A 17,934-nucleotide genomic window follows, 5' to 3' on the forward strand; every position below is an offset into this window, starting at 1 on the left:
GCTCCGGCGAGGCGAAGAAGCCGCTTAGCTGGCTTCGGCTGCGAAAGCCGCGAATACGGCGGGATGCTCGTCGGCCGCCGGGAAGCGCTCGAAACTCCAGCGCGCGCCGGTCTTCGCCCACGGAAGCGCTTCGCTGGTGAAGGTCTCCGCGAACGGCGCGTACCAGGTCGCATCATCGAGCATCGTCGCGCGCACGTTGACGAAGCCGGGATCGGGATCGAAGCGGGTGAACACCCAACTCTTGCAAGCATCGCAATGCTCGTGGTGCAACATGCCCTCGCGAAGGCCGCCGCGCACCGTGTCGCCCGTCACGACAACGCCGTCGGACGGCACCATGATCGATGTCGAAAAGGCGCTGCCGGTCATTTTCTGGCAGCCGGTGCAATGACAGGCCACGGTCAGCATCGCCGGTTTGGTGATGCGCAAGCGCACCGCGCCGCAGCGGCATCCGGCGGTCCACGGAAGAACAGGTACGGTCATCACGCGCTCCCTTTGCGATATCGCCAGTGCCGGCGATCGAGGATCGCGTATCAGATTGCCGGCGCGGGTCCATCGCGGGGCGGCGGTCGGCCGGTTGGCGGAAGGATCGTCCGCGTTGCCGGATCGCGTGGCTGAGGTGAGCATCGCGTAAAATTCTGTTGCTGCGCGGAGGTGAGCGTTGCCTGCGCCGAAGTGGCGGCCTATTTTCGGCAGCCTATGCGACGCGGGGCGAGCCCGTGCGTTCCGGCCACAGAGCCGATCCCCGGCCGGGCGACCGGCTGTCCGCGAGAGAAGGAGCCGTTCGATGGTCGATATCAACGAATTCGCCAACAAGGCCAAGGAAGCGTTCGACGAGAAGATCGCCGATCCCGCCCGCAAGGCGCACCTCAAGTTCGTCGAGGGCGGGTCGAGCCTCGGCATGCGCATGCTCGATCAGGCCGAGTCCAACACCCGCGAGGCATTCGCGGCGATGCGTCAGGTCGCGGAGGCGCAGGATCTGTCGCAGGTGATGAAGATCCAGGGCGACTTCATCCGCGAGCAGAGCAGCCGCTCGGTCAACCAGGCACGCGAGATCGGCGAACTGATCATGAAGTTCGGCCGTGACGTGGTGACGCCGCCCAAGGGGGAGTGACTTCTTAGCCCTCTCCCCTGTGGGGAGAGGGCTTTGGCGTTATTGCACTGCCGGCACCGCCCGTTTGTCGTCGGGCGCGACGTCGAGCGTCGAGTCACCGCCCAGCGTGCGGTACAGCGTCACCAGATTGGTCGCCGCCGTCAGCTGCGTGTTCACCAGCGAGCGCTGTGACGCATAGAAGGACTGCTGCGCGGTGAGGCTGGCCAGATAGGTGTCGATGCCGCCGCGATAGCGCGCTTCGGAGAGCCGGAAATTGTCGCGCGATGCGGCGGTCAGCGCCTGTTGGGCGCGTTCCTGATCGGCGATCGTGCCGCGCCGTGCGAGCGCGTCGGAGACTTCGCGGAACGCGGTCTGGATCGATTTCTCATAGGTGGCGAGCGCGGAATCGCGTTGCGCTTGCGATTGCGCGACTCCGGCGCGGGCGGCGCCGGCGCGGAAGATCGGGTAGCTCACGCTCGGCGCGACCGAATAGTTGAACGCGCCGCCGGTGAACAGGCTCGACAGCGCGCTCGACGCCAAGCCGGCGAGCGAGGTCAGCGACACGGTGGGGAACAGCGCCGCACGCGCCGCGCCGATCTCGGCATTGGCCGCGCGCAGTTCATATTCGGCCTGGACCACGTCGGGTCGGCGCAACAGCACGCGCGAATCGAGACCGGCAGGGAGTTCGGCGATCGTCGTGCCGGCCTGTTCGATCCCGTCGGGCAGCAGCGCCGGGTCGATCGGCGCGCCGACCAGCAGTTGCAGCGCGTTGACGTCCTGCGCGAGCAACGTGCGCTGTTCGGCGAGGTCGGACAAAGCGGTTTGCAAGGTGATCTGCGCCTGCGCGAGATCGGTGCGCGGCGCGATGCCGCCGGTCAGCCGCTGGCGGGTGAGCGTGACGCTCTTCTGCGCGATCTCGGCGGTCTGCTCGGCGATCCTGAGCAGGCTTTTGTCGGAGGCGTAGGTAAGCCAGCCGGTGGCGAGATCGCCGATCAGCGTGAGGCGGGTGGCGCGCGCGGTCGCCTCGGTGCCGAAATAGCGGTTTTGCGCGGCTTCGCTCAGCGAACGGATGCGGCCGAACAGGTCGATCTCGAACGCGGTGATGCCGGCGCTCGCCGAGAAACTGTTCGAGGTGCCGCCCGCCGCGCCGAACCCGCCGGTGCCGGTGCCGCCGTTGCCGGTGCCGCCGTTGCCGGTGCCGCCGTTGCCGGTGCCGCCGCCGGTGTTGATGCCGCCCGCCGAGCTGTTCTGGCGGAAGGTGTAGCCGCTGTTCGCGCCGATGGTCGGCAGCAATTCGGCGCGCTGGATTCGGTAGGTCGCGCGCGCGATGGCGATGTTGGCGGCGGCGACGCGCAGGTCGCGATTGTTGACGAGCGCCTGATCGATGATCTGTTGCAGACGCGGATCGCGGAAGATGTCGCGGTAGCTGACACTCGGCAGCGCGGCTTCGGTCTGGCGTAGATAGGCGTCGCCGGTTGGCCACGACACCGGCACAGGCGCGACCGGCCGGACGTATTTGGGCGCCATCGTGCAGCCGCCGAGCGCGGCGAGCGCGAGCGCGGTGGCGATCGTGCGGGTCATGCCGCGGTCTCCGGCGGGGTATCGTGGTGGAGGCGGTGCTTCACCGCCTTGAAGCCGTCGCGAACGCCGCGCCGCACCAGCACGAAGAACAACGGGATGTAGAAGATCGCGAGGATCGTCGCGGTCAGCATCCCGCCGATGACGGCGGTGCCGATCGCGACGCGGCTGTTCGCGCCCGCTCCGGTCGAGATCGCCAGCGGCAACACGCCGAAGATGAACGCGAAGCTGGTCATCAGGATCGGGCGGAGCCGAAGCCGGGCCGCCTCCAGCGCAGCGTCGATCACGCGAGCGCCCTTCTTCTCGGCCTGTTCGGCGAACTCGATCATCAGGATCGCGTTTTTGGACGCGAGGCCCATCGTCGTCAGCAGGCCGATCTGGAGATAGACGTCGTTCTGGAGCCCGCGCAGCGTCACCGCGAAGATCGCGCCGACCAGCCCCAATGGGATGACGAGCAGCACCGCCACCGGGATCGTCCAGCTTTCATACAGAGCGGCGAGGCACAGGAACACGACGAGCAGCGAGATGCCGTAGAGGAACGGCGCCTGACCCGTCGACAGCCGCTCCTGATAGAACAGGCCGCTCCACGCGACGCTGGTGCCGGGGAGTTGCGCGGCAAGTTCGGTCATCACGTTCATCGCGTCGCCCGAGCTTTGCCCCGGCGCGGGCTGGCCCGAAATCTCGTAGGACGACAGCCCCTGGAAACGCGACAGCGAGTTGGGCGCGGTGTTCCAGCTCGTCGTCGCGAACGAGGAGAACGGCGCCATCGATCCGCTCGTGCCGCGCACGTACCAGCGCGCCATGTCCTCGGGCCGCGAGCGATACTCGGCCTCGCCCTGCACATAGACGCGCTTGACGCGGCCGCGATCGTTGAAGTCGTTCACGTAGGAGCCGCCCCACGCGGTCGACAGCGTCGCGTTGACGCTCGCCTGGCTGAGACCGAGCGCGCTCAGCTTGAGCGGATCGACATCGACCCTGAGCGTCGGCTGGTCGTCGAGTTCGGTCGGGCGCACCGCCGCCAGCCGGGTGTCGCCGCGCGCGGCGGCGAGCAGCTTGTCGCGCGCCGCCTTGAAGTCGGCGCGGCTGAGGCCGCCGGTGTTCTGCAGTTCGAGCGTGAAGCCGTTCGACTGGCCGAGACCCCGCACCGCGCCGGGCTGGATCGCGTAGAATTCGACGTTGCGCAACGCGCCGAGCGCGGCGGTGGCGCGCTGGGTGATCGCGGGCGCGCCGTTCACGCTGCCCTTGCGCTCCGACCAGTCCTTGAACGCGACGAAACCGCGCCCGGCGTTCTGCCCGCCGCCACCGCCGCCGCCGGCACCCGCCACGGTCAGCACACCTTCGACATTGGCCTTTTCCTGGGTGAGGAAATATTTCTCGATCTCGCGCTGCGCGAGCTTGGTGGCGTTGATCGTCGAGCCGGGCGCGAGATTGTACTGGATCGAGGCGATGCCCTGATCCTCGGTCGGCAGGAAGCCGGTCGGCAGGCGCACGAACATGAACGCGAGCAGCGCGACCACGAGCGCGTAGATCAGCAGGTACAGCCATTTGCGATCGACCACACTGATGACCGCCTTGCCATAGCGATTGACCATCGTGTCGAAATTGGTGTTGAACCAGTCCTTCGCGCGCTGCGATTTGCGCGCGAACCAGCCATCGTTCTTTTCTTCGGTGCGGTGCTTGAGCAGGGTCGCGGTCAGCGCCGGGGTCAGCACCAGCGCGACGATCACCGACAGCACCATCGCCGAGACGATCGTCACCGAGAATTGCTTGTAGATCACGCCGGTCGAGCCGCCGAAGAACGCCATTGGCAGGAACACCGCCGAGAGCACCAGCGCGATCGCGACCAGCGCGACGGTGATCTCGTCCATCGACTGGATCGTCGCGTCGCGCGGCGAGAGCGAGGGGTCTTCGTCCATCAGCCGCTCGACATTCTCGACCACGACGATCGCGTCATCGACGAGCAGGCCGATCGCCAGCACGAGGCCGAACAGTGTCAGCGTGTTGATCGAGAAGCCCGCCACGGCGAAGATGCCGAACGTGCCGAGCAGCACCACCGGCACCGCGATCGTCGGGATCAGGGTCGCGCGCCAGCTTTGCAGGAACACGAACATGACGATGACGACGAGGATGATCGCCTCGACCAGCGTCCACACGACCTCATCGACGGAGAGCTTGATGAATTCGGTCGAATCCTGCGGGAAGGCGTAGGCGAAGCCGTGCGGGAAGCCCTTGGCCTGGCGTTCGATCTCGGCCTTGACGAGTTCGGCGGTGGACATCGCATCGGCGCCGGGGGCGAGGCTGATCGCCATGCCCGCGCCGGGGTGGCCGTTGTAGCGGCTGACGATGCCGTAGCTTTCCGCACCGAGCTGCACGGTGCCGACATCGCGGATACGCACCGCCGATCCGTCGGTCTGCGTCTTGATGACGATGTCGCGGAACTGTTCGGGCGTTTGCAGGCGAGTCTGCGCGGTCACGGTCGCGTCGAGCACCTGGGTCGGCGGGTTGGGCGCGCCGCCGATCTCGCCCGCCGCGACTTCTGCGTTCTGCGCCTGGATCGCGGTGGTGACGTCGCTCGGCATCAGGCTGTAGCTGGCGAGCTTGTCGGGGTTGAGCCAGATCCGCATCGCATATTGCGAGCCGAACACGTTGGTATCGCCCACGCCTTTCAGGCGGCCGAGCGATTCCTGCATGTTGGAGACGAGATAGTCCGACACGTCCTCGTTGGTAACGCGATCGGACGTGTCGTAGATCGCGATGACCATCAGGAAGTCGGGGTTCGACTTGGTGACGGTGAGGCCTTGCTGCTGAACCTGCTGCGGCAGGCGCGAGACCGCCTGCTGCACCTTGTTCTGCACCTGCACCTGCGCGATGTCGGGATCGGTGCCCTTCTGGAAGGTCGCGGTGATCGTCACCGATCCGCGCGAGCTGGAACTCGACTGGAAATAGAGCAGGCCGTCGAGGCCGGTGAGCTGCTGCTCGATCACCTGAGTCACGCTGTTCTCCAGCGTGGCGGACGAGGCGCCCGGATAGTTCGCGCGGATGTTGACGGTCGGCGGGGCGACGTCGGGATATTGCTCGATCGGCAGCGTATAGATCGCGCCGATGCCCGCCAGCATGATGATGATGGCGATGACCCAGGCGAAGATCGGCCGGTCGATGAAGATGCGCGAGATCACTGGCGGGTCAGCCCTTCTGGCCGGGCTTCTGCGGCGCCTGGATCTTCTGCGGCGAGCCGGCGGGGACCGGCCTTACCCGGAGGTCGGGCTTGGTCTTCCCGACGCCTTCGGTAATGACCTTGTCGCCGGGTTTGAGACCGGCGGTGACGACCCAGTCCGTGCCGACCGTGCGCGTCGCGGTGACGGTGCGCAGCACGGCTTTGTCGCCGTTGAGCACGAACACCGTGGCGTCGCCCTTGGGGTTGCGCGACACCGCCTGTTGCGGGATCAGGATCGCGCTGTTGTCGATCGACTGGGCGAAGCTCGCGCGCACGAACATGCCCGGGAGCAGCAGCCCTTTGGGGTTTGGGAACACCGCGCGCAGCGTCACCGTGCCGGTGGTCTGATCGACCACGACTTCGGAGAATTGCACCTTGCCGGTCATGCCGTAATCGCTGCCGTCTTCCAGCTTGAGCGTGACCGCCGCGCTGGTCGCGACTTCACCGCCCGAGGCGAGCGCGCGGCGCAGCCGCAGCAGGTCGGCGCTCGATTGCTGGATATCGACGAAGATCGGGTCGAGCCGCTGGATCGTCGCAAGGGCATCGGCCTGCCCCGAGGTGACGAGCGTGCCGACCGTGTAGAGCGAGCGGCCGATCCGCCCGGTGATCGGCGCGGGGACGGTGGTGAAGCGCAGGTTGATGTTCGCCGTCTCCAGCGCGGCACGCTGCTGCGCGACCGCAGCCGAGGCCTGCTTCGCGGCGGCATCGGCGTCGGTATAATCCTGCTTGGCGACCGCCTCGATCTCGGCGAGCGGCTTGTAGCGATCGGCCTTGATGCGGGTCGAGGCCGCGGTCGCCTGCGCGCTCAGCAGATTGGCCTGCGCCTGGTTGGCGGAAGCGCGGTAGAGGCTCGGATCAATCTGGTAGAGCGGCTGGCCCTTTTGGACGAGCGCGCCCTCGGTGAAGAAACGCCGGTAGATCACGCCCGAGACCTGAGGACGCACGTCCGAGCTTTCGAACGCCGAGGTGCGGCCCGCCAGTTCGGTGACGACCGGCACGCTGCTGGTCTTGGCGACGACATAGCCGACCTGTGGCGGCCCGGCATTGCCCTTTTTACCGCCGGCGCCACCGCCCGACCCCGCCGAACACCCGGCGAGCGCAGCCGTGCAGAGCAGGGCGATGGCGATAGTGGAAGGCGAACGAAGGAAGCGGCAGGGCTGGGGGGGCGTCATCGTAACTCCATCGCGCATCCGCCCGGAGTGCATGCGAGGGATCATTCCTCCGCATGAGACGCCGAATCCGAATACCGGGTATAACGCTTGTGTACCCGACTTCTTTTGCAGCGCAACACGCCCGATTCGGGCTTACCGCAACTTGGCGATCGAGAGTCCGTCGGCCTTGGCGCGATCCTTGGTGGATTCCTCGCTGCGCTTGAGCGCCTTGGCGATGGCTTTCAGTGCCATCCCCTTTTTCGCCAGCGTGTGCAGCTTCTGGATCTCGTCGGTGGTCCAGGGTTGGCGGTGGCGCTCGAATCGGTCTTCGCTCATCGCCGCCCAATACAGGATGCTGGGCGTGGTGACCATCTCGACAATACGGCCGCCGGTTGGCAAAGGCCGGGAAAACGGGGGGTGGAGGATCGTATGACCAGCTATGATGTGGTGATCGTCGGGGCGGGGCACGGCGGCGCGCAAGCGGCGGTGGCGCTGCGCCAGCAGAAATTCGCGGGCACGATCGCGATGATCGGCGACGAACCCGAACTCCCGTATGAGCGGCCACCGCTCTCCAAGGACTATCTGGCCGGCGACAAGAGCTTCGAACGTATCCTGATCCGCCCGCCCGCGTTCTGGGACGAGCGAAACGTGACGATGTTGCTCGGCGCGGCGGTGACGCGGGTCGATCCCGAAGCGCGGATCGTCGAGACGGCGGCGGGCGACGTGATCGGCTATGGCAAGCTGATCTGGGCGACGGGCGGAAGTCCGCGCAAACTGACCTGCGACGGGCACAGCCTGCGCGGCGTGCATGCGGTCCGCACGCGCGCCGATGTCGATCAGTTGGTTCGCGAGCTTCCGCAGGTGAACCGTGTCGTCGTGGTCGGTGGCGGCTATATCGGACTTGAGGCGGCGGCGGTGCTGACCAAGTTCGGCAAACATGTCACCGTGCTGGAGGCGCAGGACCGCGTGCTGGCGCGGGTCGCGGGCGAACCGCTGTCGCGCTTCTACGAGGCCGAGCACCGCGCGCATGGCGTCGATCTGCATCTGTCGGTCGGCGTCGCGTGCATCGAGGAACGCGACGGCGCAGCCTGCGGCGTGCGGCTGGCGAGCGGCGCGATCCTGCCGTGCGACATGGTGATCGTCGGCATCGGCGTGATCCCGGCGGTCGAGCCGTTGCTCGCGGCGGGCGCGGAGGGCGGTAACGGCGTCGCGGTCGATGCGCAGTGCCGCACCAGCCTCGCCGACATTTTCGCGATCGGCGATTGCGCGGCGCACGCCAACCGCTTCGCCGAAGGGGCGACGATCCGGCTCGAATCGGTGCAGAACGCCAACGACCAGGCGACGATCGTGGCGAAGACGATCCTCGGCGAGGACGTCGCTTACGATGCCGTGCCGTGGTTCTGGTCGAACCAGTACGACCTGCGCCTGCAAACGGTCGGGCTGTCGATCGGGCATGACGCGGTGGTGGTGCGCGGAGTTCCCGAGAGCCGCAGCTTCTCGGTGATCTACCTCAAGGCCGGCCGTGTCATCGCGCTCGATTGCGTCAACGCCACCAAGGACTATGTGCAGGGCCGTGCGCTGGTGCTGGCGGGCGCGGTGATCGACCCCGCGTTGCTCGCCGATGCCGACGTACCACTCAAGGCGATGCTGCCCGCCTGATTTCGGAGACGTTGATGAGCCTGTTCCTTGCCGCCGCTCTGCTCGTTGACCAGACCACGCCGATCCCCAAGCTGCCGCCGGCGAACCCGATCCCGCTCGCGGATGCCGATACCGGCGCGGTGATGGCGCCGGTCACCGCGTTCCTCGCCGGTGTCGCGGCGAGCGACCCCAAGGCGATCCTCGCAGTGGTGCGCGCCGACGGCGGCGCGACCTATGCGGCCGAGAACCCGGACGGCACGCGCACGATCACGCGGCGGAGCTGGGCCGAGGTCGCGGCGCGCTTCGCCCCGGGCGCCGACCGCTTCGAGGAGCGGATCAGCGACCCCGCGATCGAGAGCGACGGCGATATCGCGATGGTGTGGGCGCCCTACACCTTCCGCATCAACGGCACGCTCCATCATTGCGGCGTCGATCATTTCGATCTGGTCCGCGAAGGCGGCACCTGGAAGATCGCCAATGCGAGCTGGTCGTCGCGCACGACGGGGTGCGACGCACAATAATCGATTTCGGGCCGAACTGGCATAATCCTGCGACAAAGTGCGGGCATCCGGGCTCCGTTACGAAACGGGGACGATTTCCATGCGCCGCAGCTCTGCCATAATGTTTCTCGCATGCGCGAGCATCGCGACGATCGCCGCCGCGCAGGATGGCGCGCCGACGCGGCACGCTCCGACGCCGCCCGAAGAGGCTACGGAGGCTGAGGAGCCTGACATCGTCGTGCAGGGCGTAAAGCCGCCCGGCTCGGTGGTTGGCGACATTCCGCCCGAACAGACGCTCGGGCCGGCCGACATCCGCTCCTACGGGGTCAGTTCGGTCGCCGATCTGCTCACCGAATTGTCGCCGCAGACGCGCAGCGACCGTGGCGGTGGCGGCGCGCCGGTGGTGCTGCTCAACGGCAAGCGCATCTCCAGCTTCGCCGAAATCCGCGACATCCCGACCGAAGCGATCCTGCGCGCCGAAATCCTGCCCGAAGAGGTCGCGCTGAAATACGGCTACCGCGCCGATCAGCGCGTGGTGAACATCGTGCTGCGCCGCCGCTTCCGCGCGCTCACCACCGAACTCGCCGATACGATGCCGACCGCCGGCGGCAACAATAGCCCTGGCATCGAGGCCGATCTGCTCAAGATCCAGAGCGGCACGCGCGCCAACGTCCACCTCTCGTACAAGTCGAGCTCGGCGCTGACCGAGGACGAGCGCGGCATAACCTCGTCATCGCGCAATGGCGTGACCGGGGTGGTCAGCCCGCTCAACCCGAACGGATATCTCGACCCTGCGCTCGGAACGCTGACGACGGCCAGCCTGCCCCGCGCGGCCGCCACCGCCAATCCCGCGCTCGGCGATTTCGCGGCGGCGGCGGCGAACCTTACCGATCAAAGCCCGTATCGCACGCTCGTTCCCTCGAGCCGCGACTTCGCGGTCAATTCGAACTACGCGACATCGATCTTCGGCAACGTCAGCGCGGCGTTCAACGGGCGTCTCGAAGTCACCGACAGCCACGCGCTGAACGGCTTGCCCAACGCCGCGCTGACGCTGCCGGCGGGCAACCCGTTCTCACCCTTCTCGCAAAATGTGGTGCTCGATCGATCGGTCGGCGCGGGCTATCTGCCGCTGCGGCAGGATTCGTCCAGCGTGATCGCGCATTTCGGCACCACGCTCAACGGCAATGCCGGCACGTGGCAATGGTCCGTGACGGGCACGTATGACCGCACCGACAGCAAGACGTTCACCGATCTCGGCATCGATACGTCCGCGTTCCAGGCGCGGCTCAACGCGGGTGATCCGACCGCCAATCCCTATGGATCGCTTGCCGGCCAGTTGGGCGCGCTGCCGGTCAACCGCGGCACTTCGACCGCGCAGACCGGCGGCGCCGACGCGCTGTTCAGCGGCACGCTGTTCAAGCTGCCGGCGGGCGCGATCTCGACCGCGATCCGCGTCGGCGCGCAGACCAACAGCTTCGACAGCCGCTCGTACCGTTCGAACATCGAACAGGCCGGCACCGTCCGGCGCGACATCGTCAACGGCCAGATCAACGTCGACATTCCGCTCACCAGCCGGTCGAAGCAGGTGCTGGGCGCGATCGGCACGCTGTCGGCCAACGTCAACCTCGCGGTCGATCATCTCTCCGATTTCGGCACGCTGACGACGGTCGGCTACGGGGTGAACTGGGCGCCGGTGCCGGCGTTGCGCATCATCGCTTCGGCGACCGATGAGGACGACGCGCCGACCGCGCAGCAACTCGGCAACCCGAGCATCGTCACGCCCAACGTGCGCGTGTTCGATTACGTCACCGGCAACAACGCGATCGTCACCGCGATCAGCGGCGGCAACCGCGCGTTGATCGCCAGCACGACACACACCAAGAAGCTCCAGGCGACTCTCAAGCCGTGGGCGGCGAAGGACATCAACCTCACCGCCAATTACGTGCAGGTCCGCACCGAGAATCCGGCGGTGTCCTTCCCCGGTGCGACCGCCGCGATCGAAAGCGTGTTCCCCAACCGGTTCGTGCGCGATGCCGAGGGCGATCTGACCCAGGTCGATCAGCGGCCGATCAACTTCGCCGAATCGAGCCGATCGGAACTGCGCTGGGGCGTCAACTTCTCGGTGCCGCTCAAGTCGAAGATCCAGAAGGCGTTCGAGGCCTATCGCGCCGGCAAGGGGCCGAACCCGCTGGAGGGCTTGATGCCGCCGGGCGGACGCCGGCCCGAGGGCGCGCCTCCGGGCGGGCCGGGCGGAGGCCCACGCAACGGCGGTTTCGGTGGACCGGGCGCTGGTGGACCCGGCGGCTCGGGCGGTCCGGGCGGTCCGGGTGGTCCGGGGGGCGGTGGTCCCGGCGGGGGCGGCTTTCGCGGTGGTGGCGGCGGCTTCGGCGGGCGCGGGCAGGGCGGCGGGCGGCTGCAGTTCGCGGTCTATCACACCTGGCACTTCACCGATCGCGTGCTGGTGGCGCAAGGCGGCCCCGCGCTCGATCTGTTGCGTGGTGACACGATCGGCTCGGGCGGCGGCCAGCCGCGTCACGAGATCGAGGCGCAGGCCGGCTATAGCAACAACGGCCTCGGCGCGCGGCTTTCGGCCGACTGGCAGAGTGCGACCGACGTGACCGGCGGCACCGTCGGCAACCCCGATCCGCTGCACTTCTCCGCGCTCGGCACGATCAACCTGCGGCTGTTCGCTGATCTCGGCCAGCGGCTCGATCTGGTGAAGGCGCATCCGTGGGTGCGCGGGATGCGGATCGCGTTCGGCATCACCAACCTGTTCGACACGCGCCAGACCGTCACCGATTCGCAAGGCGCGACGCCGGTCGCCTATCAGCCGGGGTATCTCAACCCGCTTGGGCGGACGGTGCGTCTCTCTGTGCGCAAGCTGCTGTTCTGAAGGGGAAAAGAGAGGTTCGCGCAGAGGCGCAAAGGGCGCGGAGGTGTTGGGCGTGGATCGGGCGAAGCGCCCTTTGCGCCTCTGCGCGAGCCAAACTTCCTTGCGCGCGAAGCCTTGCAATCGCCCCTCCGCCCGCGACATGAGGGCGCGCAACCTTGAGGAGATTTTGCGATGCCGACCGCCTTCATCACCGGCGCCACCGCCGGCATCGGCGCCGCGACCGTGCGCGAACTGGCCGGATCGGGCTGGCATGTCGTCGCAACCGGGCGCCGGGCGGACCGGCTCGACGCGCTGGCGGCGGAGATCGGCGATCTCGTCCATGTCGCCGCGTTCGACGTGCGCGACGAGGCCGCGTTCGAAGCCGCGCTCGCCGCATTGCCCGCGCCATTCAGCGACATCGATCTGCTCGTCAACAATGCCGGCCTCGCGCTCGGCACCGCGCCCGCGCAGAGCGCCGACCTCGATCAGTGGCGCACGATGATCGACACCAACATCACCGCGCTTGCCACCGTCACGCACCGGCTGCTCCCGGGGCTGGTCGCGCGCAAGGGCGCGATCATCAACCTGTCCTCGGTGGCGGCGACCTATCCGTACACCGGCGGCAACGTCTATGGCGGCACCAAGGCGTTCGTCCACCAGTTCAGCCTGGGCTTGCGCTCCGATCTGGCGGGGACGGGGGTGCGAGTCACCTCGATCGAGCCGGGCATGGTCGAGACCGAGTTCACCTTGGTCCGTACCGGCGGCAATCAGGCCGCATCCGACACGCTGTACGGGGGCGCCGAGCCGATGACCGCCGAGGACATCGCCGCGACGATCGCCTGGGTGGCGACGCTGCCGCCGCATCTCAACATCAACACGCTGGAACTGATGCCGGTGCGGCAGAGCTTTGCGGGGTTCCAGGTTTCGCGCGCGTAAAATCCCCAGATCCGTTCGTGCTGAGCTTGTCGAAGCACGTGCCCAGAGCGCGCGTTTCGTGGCACGTGCTTCGACAGGCTCAGCACGAACGGCGGTGAGCGTCTTCCCGCTAACGCTTCGCCTCACCCCTGAATCCAGTTCCCCTCGCGGAACCACTTGGTCACGATGTACTTGGTGCCCTTCATCACCGCGACGCCTTCGTGGAGCGTCTTGTCGTTGGGGCTGCCATCGGGGTTCATGTTGTTCCACGCGAGCAGCAGCCCCCGCTTCGGGTTGACGCGCAGCCCCGCGAGCGGGAACCACGTCGCGCCGCCTTCCTCGACATCGTTGAGATAGATCATCGTCGTCCAGGTGCGCTGGCCGCCGCATTGCTGCATCGCCGGCCAATAGGGCTGGTCCTCGCTGAACCAGTCGCAATGTGCGCGGAATTGCTGGCCGGGCGCGTAGCGCTGGCCCTGCATCGTCTCGCCTTGGAGCGGATCGAGCCCGAGCAGTTCGGCGATCGCCTCGTCGGTGGGGCGGACTTCGGGGGACCAGCGATCCATGTCGCAACTGTCGCTGGTGCGGTAATCGGGATCGGCCGTGCTGAGCACGGTCGAGGGGCGGCGGTTCGCGTCGATCATCGCGCGCAGCCGCGCGCACTGCCCGGCGCTCAGGAAATCCGGGTGATAGAAGAGCTGGATCGCGTCGCTCTTGGCGGGCTCCGCCGCCGGGTTGGCGGCGAGGCGGGCCGACACAGCCTCTCCGTAATGTTGGCGTACCGGCGACGTTCTGACAGGTTTCTTGCGGAACAGCATCGCGCCGTTTCAGCGCAGGCCCTGGCGAAAAACAAGGGGCCGGACGATCTTTCGTCCGGCCCCCCGATCACTCTAGCGGAAGCGCGCCTTACCAGAAGATATCGTAGACGGTATCGACGACCTGACCGGTGTAGATATCGACGAGCAGCGCATCGTTGTAATAGCGCACCCAGCGATACGGGCCGTAGGCCGGCGGCAGGCGATAGTAATCGGCGTTGTTGATCCAGTAATTCTGTCCGTACAGAATCGAGTCGAGCGTCAGACCGACGCCGAAGCGGCGATAGCCATAGCCCCAGCCGCTCGGCGCATAATAGCGCGGCAGCCGATAGATGCCGCGGTTGCTGTTGCGGAATGCGGAGTAATTGTAGCGATTGTCGCTGCGCCAGCCACGGTTCCAGTCTCTGCGATCATTGCCGTTACCGCGGTTCCAGTCGTTCCCGCGACCTTGCTGCCAGCCGCCGGGACGATCGTTGCCGCGCCCCTGCCAGTTGCCGGGGCGGTTGTCGCCGCGGCCTTGCTGCCAGCCACCCGGCCGGTCGTTCCCGCGCGGATCATTACCCTGCCAGCCGGGGCCGCCGGGGCGCGGCCGATCGCCACGGTCGCCCTGCCAGTTGCCGCCATTGCCGGGGCGATCACCACCACGATCGCTTTGCCAGCCGCGCCCGTCACCGCCGCGCCCGTCGCGGTCGCCACGATTGCCCTGCCAGCCGCCGCCGGGCGGTTGCGCCTGCGGCTGACCTTGCGGCTGCCCCTGCGGCTGGGCGCCGGGTTGCCGATCCGGCCGCGCGCCGGGCTGGCCCTGAAAGCCGCGTCCGTCACCGCGTCCGCCCTGATATTGCGGACGGTTGAAACCGTCGTTGCCGCGCCCCTGCCAGCGTTGCCCCTGCGGAGCCTGGGCCTGCGGCTGGGGCTGTGCCTGAGCGACGGGTTGCGGGCGAGCTTGTTGCGGCTCGCCCTGTGGCGGGCGCGGCTGCATCGGACGCTGACCATTGTCGCCACGGCCGCCGCGCCACTCGCGATGCTCCTGCGCGAACGCCGCTGCCGGCACCAGCGCCGAAGCCGCCATGATTGCCGCAAGCAGATACTTACGCATCGAACCAACCCTCCAAAGAGCGGCCGAAGGATTCGCCGCTGTTACTGTGCTAATGCTCCATGCGCACTGAGCGTATTCTGAACTTCATTGACAGCAACGCGAAAGCATTCAGCGTTTGGCCGGGCCGAGCGCGGGCACGCGTCTTGCGGCTTCGTCGGGTGACGTGTCCGGCGATGCGCCGGCCTCGATCGTCTCGTCGCCGCGCTGCACCCGCGCCGCCTGCAACACCGCCTCCACCACACGCGGATACACGCCGCACCGGCACAGGTTGGTGATGGTCGCGCGAATCTCGTCTTCGCTCGGGTTGCGGGTCTTCTTGAGGAACACCGCCGCCGCCATCACCATGCCCGGGATGCAGAAGCCGCATTGCGTGACGTTCTTCGCCAGCCACGCGAGTTGCACCGGATGCGACCGCTCGCGCGACAGACCTTCGATCGTCGTGACGAAGCTGCCTTCGATCGCGCCGATCGTCGTCTGGCACGCCTTCACGGCCTCACCATCGATATCGACGGTGCAGGCGCCGCAATCGCCGGTGCCGCAGCCATATTTGGCGCCGGTCAGGTTCGAGGCGTCGCGCAGCGCCCACAACAGCGGCGTCTTGGGGTCCATCCGATAGTGGACCGGCTGGTTGTTGACGGTGAAACGGGTCATGGCGTGACGCTACCCCAAGCGCGCGCGTGGTGAAACGCGTCGTTTCCGTGGGGACGGCCTTGTGGGTACTGTGCCGCGGGGCGATATGCTGCGCATGACGCTTCCCACCCTGTTCATACCGCATGGCGGCGGCCCGTGTTTCTTCATGGACCCGGCCGGCGGGCCGCCCGATCCGATGTGGCAGGGGATGCAGGCGTATCTCGCCGGGCTGATCGCGTCGCTGCCCGAGCGGCCCAGCGCGATCCTGCTCGTCTCCGGCCATTGGGAGACGCGCGACGTGGCGGTGCATGTCGGGAACGGCCGGCCATTGCTGTACGATTATGGCGGGTTCCCGCCGCACACCTATCATTTGCAATGGCCCGCGCCCGGCGCGCCCGATGTCGCGCGGCGCGCGGCGGCGCTGCTTGAGGCGGCGGGCTTCGCCACCAGCGAAGAGGCGGAGCGTGGCTGGGATCACGGCGTGTTCATCCCGATGATGGTGGCGGTGCCAGGCGCCGACATCCCGCTCGCGCAGATGGCGCTGCGCCACGATCTCGATCCGCGCGCGCATATCGCGATCGGCCGCGCGCTGGCGCCCTTGCGCGACGAGGGCGTGCTGATCGTCGGATCGGGCATGAGCTTCCACAATCTGCGCGCGCGCGGCCCACAGGTGACGCCGATCGCCGACCAATGGGATGCGGCGCTCACCGCCGCCGTCACCGATCCCGATCCGATCAAGCGCGCCGAGCGCGTCGCGCGCTGGCAAGAGCTGCCCTATGCCACGTTCGCCCACCCGCGCGAGGAACACCTGCTACCGCTGATGGTCGCGCTCGGCGCGGGCGGGGACGACGCGGCGGTGTGCGATTACCGCGATCACGTGATGGGGTGGGCGGTGTCCGGCTATCGGTTCGGGTAAGTCCTCGTCACCCCAGCGAACGCTTGGGTGACGCGAGGCGGTCTTAAAACGCCGCGATTCCCGTGATCGCCCGCCCAAGGATCAGCGCATGCACGTCATGCGCGCCCTCATAGGTGTTGACCGTCTCGAGGTTCATCAGGTGGCGCATCACCTGATATTCGCCCGAAATGCCGTTGCCGCCGTGCATGTCGCGCGCCATCCGCGCGATATCGAGCGCCTTGCCGACATTGTTGCGCTTGACCATCGAGACCATCTCGGGCGCGAACCGGCCCTCGTCCATCAACCGTCCGACGCGCAGGCTGGCCTGTAGCCCGAGCGCGATCTCGGTCTGCATGTCGGCGAGCTTCTTCTGGAACAATTGCGTCGCGGCGAGCGGCCGGCCGAACTGCTTGCGATCCAGCCCATATTGCCGTGCTGCGTGGAAACAGAATTCCGCCGCGCCGAGCGCGCCCCAACTGATCCCGTAGCGCGCGCGGTTGAGGCAGGAGAACGGCCCCTTCAGCCCGGACACTTCGGGGAGAAGCGCATCCTCGCCGACCTCGACATCCTCCAGCACGATGCCGCCGGTGATCGAGGCGCGCAGGCTGAGCTTGTTCTCGATCTTCGGCGTGGAAAGCCCGGCCATGCGGCGTTCCAGCACGAAGCCGCGGATCGCGCCGCCATGCGCATCGGACTTCGCCCAGACGACGAACACATCGGCGATCGGCGCGTTGGTGATCCACGTCTTCGCGCCCGACAGGCGGTAGCCGCCGTCGGTTTTCACCGCGCGCGTCGTCATGCCGGCTGGGTCCGAGCCGGCGTCGGGTTCGGTCAGCCCGAACGCGCCGATCCATTCGCCGCTGGCGAGGCGCGGCAGGTACTTCGTCTTCTGCGCTTCCGATCCGAACGCGAGGATCGGGTACATGACGAGGCTCGATTGCACCGACATCATTGAGCGATAGCCCGAGTCGATCCGCTCGACCTCGCGCGCGACGAGGCCGTAGGCGACATAGGATGCACCGACGCCGCCATATTGCTCCGGCACCGTCGCGCCGAGCAGCCCGAGCGCGCCCATCTCGCGGAAGATCTCGGGATCGGTCTGCTCGTCGCGGAAGGCCGCGAGGATGCGCGGCGCGAGCCGGTCGTCGGCATAAGCGCGCGCGGTATCGCGGATCATCCGCTCGTCATCGTCGAGCTGATCGTCGAGGAAAAACGGGTCCGCCCAGTCGAAGGCGCTCATGCCGGCCATTGGTTGCTCTCCATATTCTTGGCTGCGGTCTTAGCGCGTCGGCGCCAAAAATCGAGCCGCCTGTCCTACGACGCGGCGCCTAGCCAGCCGTGACCGGATTTGCATAATGCGCTGGCCGGCAGTCTCGCCGGTATCTGACGGAAGGAGACGACCGATGGAGTTCGGTCATCTTTGCGTCTTCCTTCTGGTATTGTTCGCTTTCGCGACCCTCGTCCTGAGGATCGTCGAAGTGGCACGCCGGAAGTAACGCAACGGGCGGGGGGCGTGCTACAACGCGTCCCCCAAACGAGT

General features: G+C 67.4%; 15 protein-coding genes. 6 read left to right on the top strand and 9 right to left on the bottom strand.

The window, feature by feature from the left end:
* Nucleotides 1-24: 24 nt before the first annotated feature.
* Nucleotides 25-480 carry a GFA family protein gene (locus tag J0A91_RS12715; protein ID WP_069207283.1) on the bottom strand — a complete coding sequence of 152 codons (456 nt, stop codon included), beginning with the start codon at nt 478-480 and terminating at the stop codon, nt 25-27.
* Between the two features lie 304 nt (nt 481-784).
* Between J0A91_RS12715 and J0A91_RS12720 the strand changes: the two genes are divergently transcribed.
* Nucleotides 785-1,111: a phasin family protein gene (locus J0A91_RS12720; protein WP_069205222.1), complete on the top strand. Its 327-nt coding sequence runs from the start codon at nt 785-787 to the stop codon at nt 1,109-1,111.
* A gap of 39 nt (nt 1,112-1,150) precedes the next feature.
* On the opposite strand, the gene J0A91_RS12725 is transcribed toward J0A91_RS12720, so the two are convergent.
* The 4 genes from J0A91_RS12725 to J0A91_RS12740 form a co-directional block, all read right to left on the bottom strand.
* Nucleotides 1,151-2,671: an efflux transporter outer membrane subunit gene (locus J0A91_RS12725; RefSeq protein ID WP_069205223.1), complete on the bottom strand. Its 1,521-nt coding sequence runs from the start codon at nt 2,669-2,671 to the stop codon at nt 1,151-1,153.
* On the bottom strand, nt 2,668-5,844 hold the full coding sequence (locus J0A91_RS12730; RefSeq protein WP_069205224.1) for an efflux RND transporter permease subunit: 3,177 nt from the start codon (nt 5,842-5,844) through the stop codon (nt 2,668-2,670). Before J0A91_RS12730 ends, J0A91_RS12725 begins: the two co-directional genes overlap by 4 nt.
* Nucleotides 5,845-5,851: 7 nt before the next feature.
* Nucleotides 5,852-7,054 carry an efflux RND transporter periplasmic adaptor subunit gene (locus tag J0A91_RS12735; protein WP_069207284.1) on the bottom strand — a complete coding sequence of 401 codons (1,203 nt, stop codon included), beginning with the start codon at nt 7,052-7,054 and terminating at the stop codon, nt 5,852-5,854.
* 132 nt (nt 7,055-7,186) lie between these two features.
* Complete coding sequence (locus J0A91_RS12740; RefSeq protein ID WP_069207285.1) at nt 7,187-7,369, bottom strand: hypothetical protein; 183 nt, start codon at nt 7,367-7,369, stop codon at nt 7,187-7,189.
* Between the two features lie 93 nt (nt 7,370-7,462).
* On the opposite strand from J0A91_RS12740, the gene J0A91_RS12745 reads away from it, so the two are divergent.
* The 4 genes from J0A91_RS12745 to J0A91_RS12760 all read left to right on the top strand — a co-directional run bounded on the left by J0A91_RS12745 (nt 7,463) and on the right by J0A91_RS12760 (nt 12,979).
* Complete coding sequence (locus tag J0A91_RS12745) at nt 7,463-8,692, top strand: NAD(P)/FAD-dependent oxidoreductase (RefSeq protein ID WP_069205225.1); 1,230 nt, start codon at nt 7,463-7,465, stop codon at nt 8,690-8,692.
* Between the two features lie 14 nt (nt 8,693-8,706).
* Nucleotides 8,707-9,192, top strand: a complete 486-nt coding sequence (locus tag J0A91_RS12750) for a nuclear transport factor 2 family protein (protein WP_069205226.1) — start codon at nt 8,707-8,709, stop codon at nt 9,190-9,192.
* Between the two features lie 79 nt (nt 9,193-9,271).
* Nucleotides 9,272-12,064 carry a porin family protein gene (locus J0A91_RS12755; protein WP_069205227.1) on the top strand — a complete coding sequence of 931 codons (2,793 nt, stop codon included), beginning with the start codon at nt 9,272-9,274 and terminating at the stop codon, nt 12,062-12,064.
* Nucleotides 12,065-12,235: 171 nt separating this feature from the next.
* Nucleotides 12,236-12,979 (top strand): SDR family NAD(P)-dependent oxidoreductase, encoded by a 744-nt coding sequence (locus tag J0A91_RS12760; RefSeq protein WP_069205228.1) that lies wholly within the window; start codon nt 12,236-12,238, stop codon nt 12,977-12,979.
* 122 nt (nt 12,980-13,101) lie between these two features.
* Here the strand turns inward: J0A91_RS12760 and J0A91_RS12765 are convergent, their stop codons facing one another.
* The 3 genes from J0A91_RS12765 to J0A91_RS12775 form a co-directional block, all read right to left on the bottom strand.
* Complete coding sequence (locus J0A91_RS12765) at nt 13,102-13,776, bottom strand: prolyl hydroxylase family protein (protein WP_069205229.1); 675 nt, start codon at nt 13,774-13,776, stop codon at nt 13,102-13,104.
* 88 nt (nt 13,777-13,864) lie between these two features.
* Entirely contained in the window at nt 13,865-14,869 is a 1,005-nt protein-coding gene (locus J0A91_RS12770; RefSeq protein ID WP_206364905.1) for an RcnB family protein, read from the bottom strand.
* Nucleotides 14,870-14,977: 108 nt separating this feature from the next.
* Nucleotides 14,978-15,520 carry a (2Fe-2S)-binding protein gene (locus J0A91_RS12775; protein ID WP_069205230.1) on the bottom strand — a complete coding sequence of 181 codons (543 nt, stop codon included), beginning with the start codon at nt 15,518-15,520 and terminating at the stop codon, nt 14,978-14,980.
* A gap of 94 nt (nt 15,521-15,614) precedes the next feature.
* On the opposite strand from J0A91_RS12775, the gene J0A91_RS12780 reads away from it, so the two are divergent.
* A complete protein-coding gene (locus tag J0A91_RS12780) occupies nt 15,615-16,415 on the top strand; it encodes a DODA-type extradiol aromatic ring-opening family dioxygenase (RefSeq protein ID WP_069207287.1) in 801 nt (266 codons plus the stop codon).
* Nucleotides 16,416-16,458: 43 nt separating this feature from the next.
* Here J0A91_RS12780 and J0A91_RS12785 read toward each other — a convergent pair whose 3' ends face one another.
* Complete coding sequence (locus J0A91_RS12785; RefSeq protein ID WP_069205231.1) at nt 16,459-17,643, bottom strand: acyl-CoA dehydrogenase; 1,185 nt, start codon at nt 17,641-17,643, stop codon at nt 16,459-16,461.
* Nucleotides 17,644-17,934: the final 291 nt, after the last annotated feature.

This window comes from Sphingomonas panacis (assembly GCF_001717955.1).
Taxonomy (GTDB): domain Bacteria; phylum Pseudomonadota; class Alphaproteobacteria; order Sphingomonadales; family Sphingomonadaceae; genus Sphingomonas; species Sphingomonas panacis.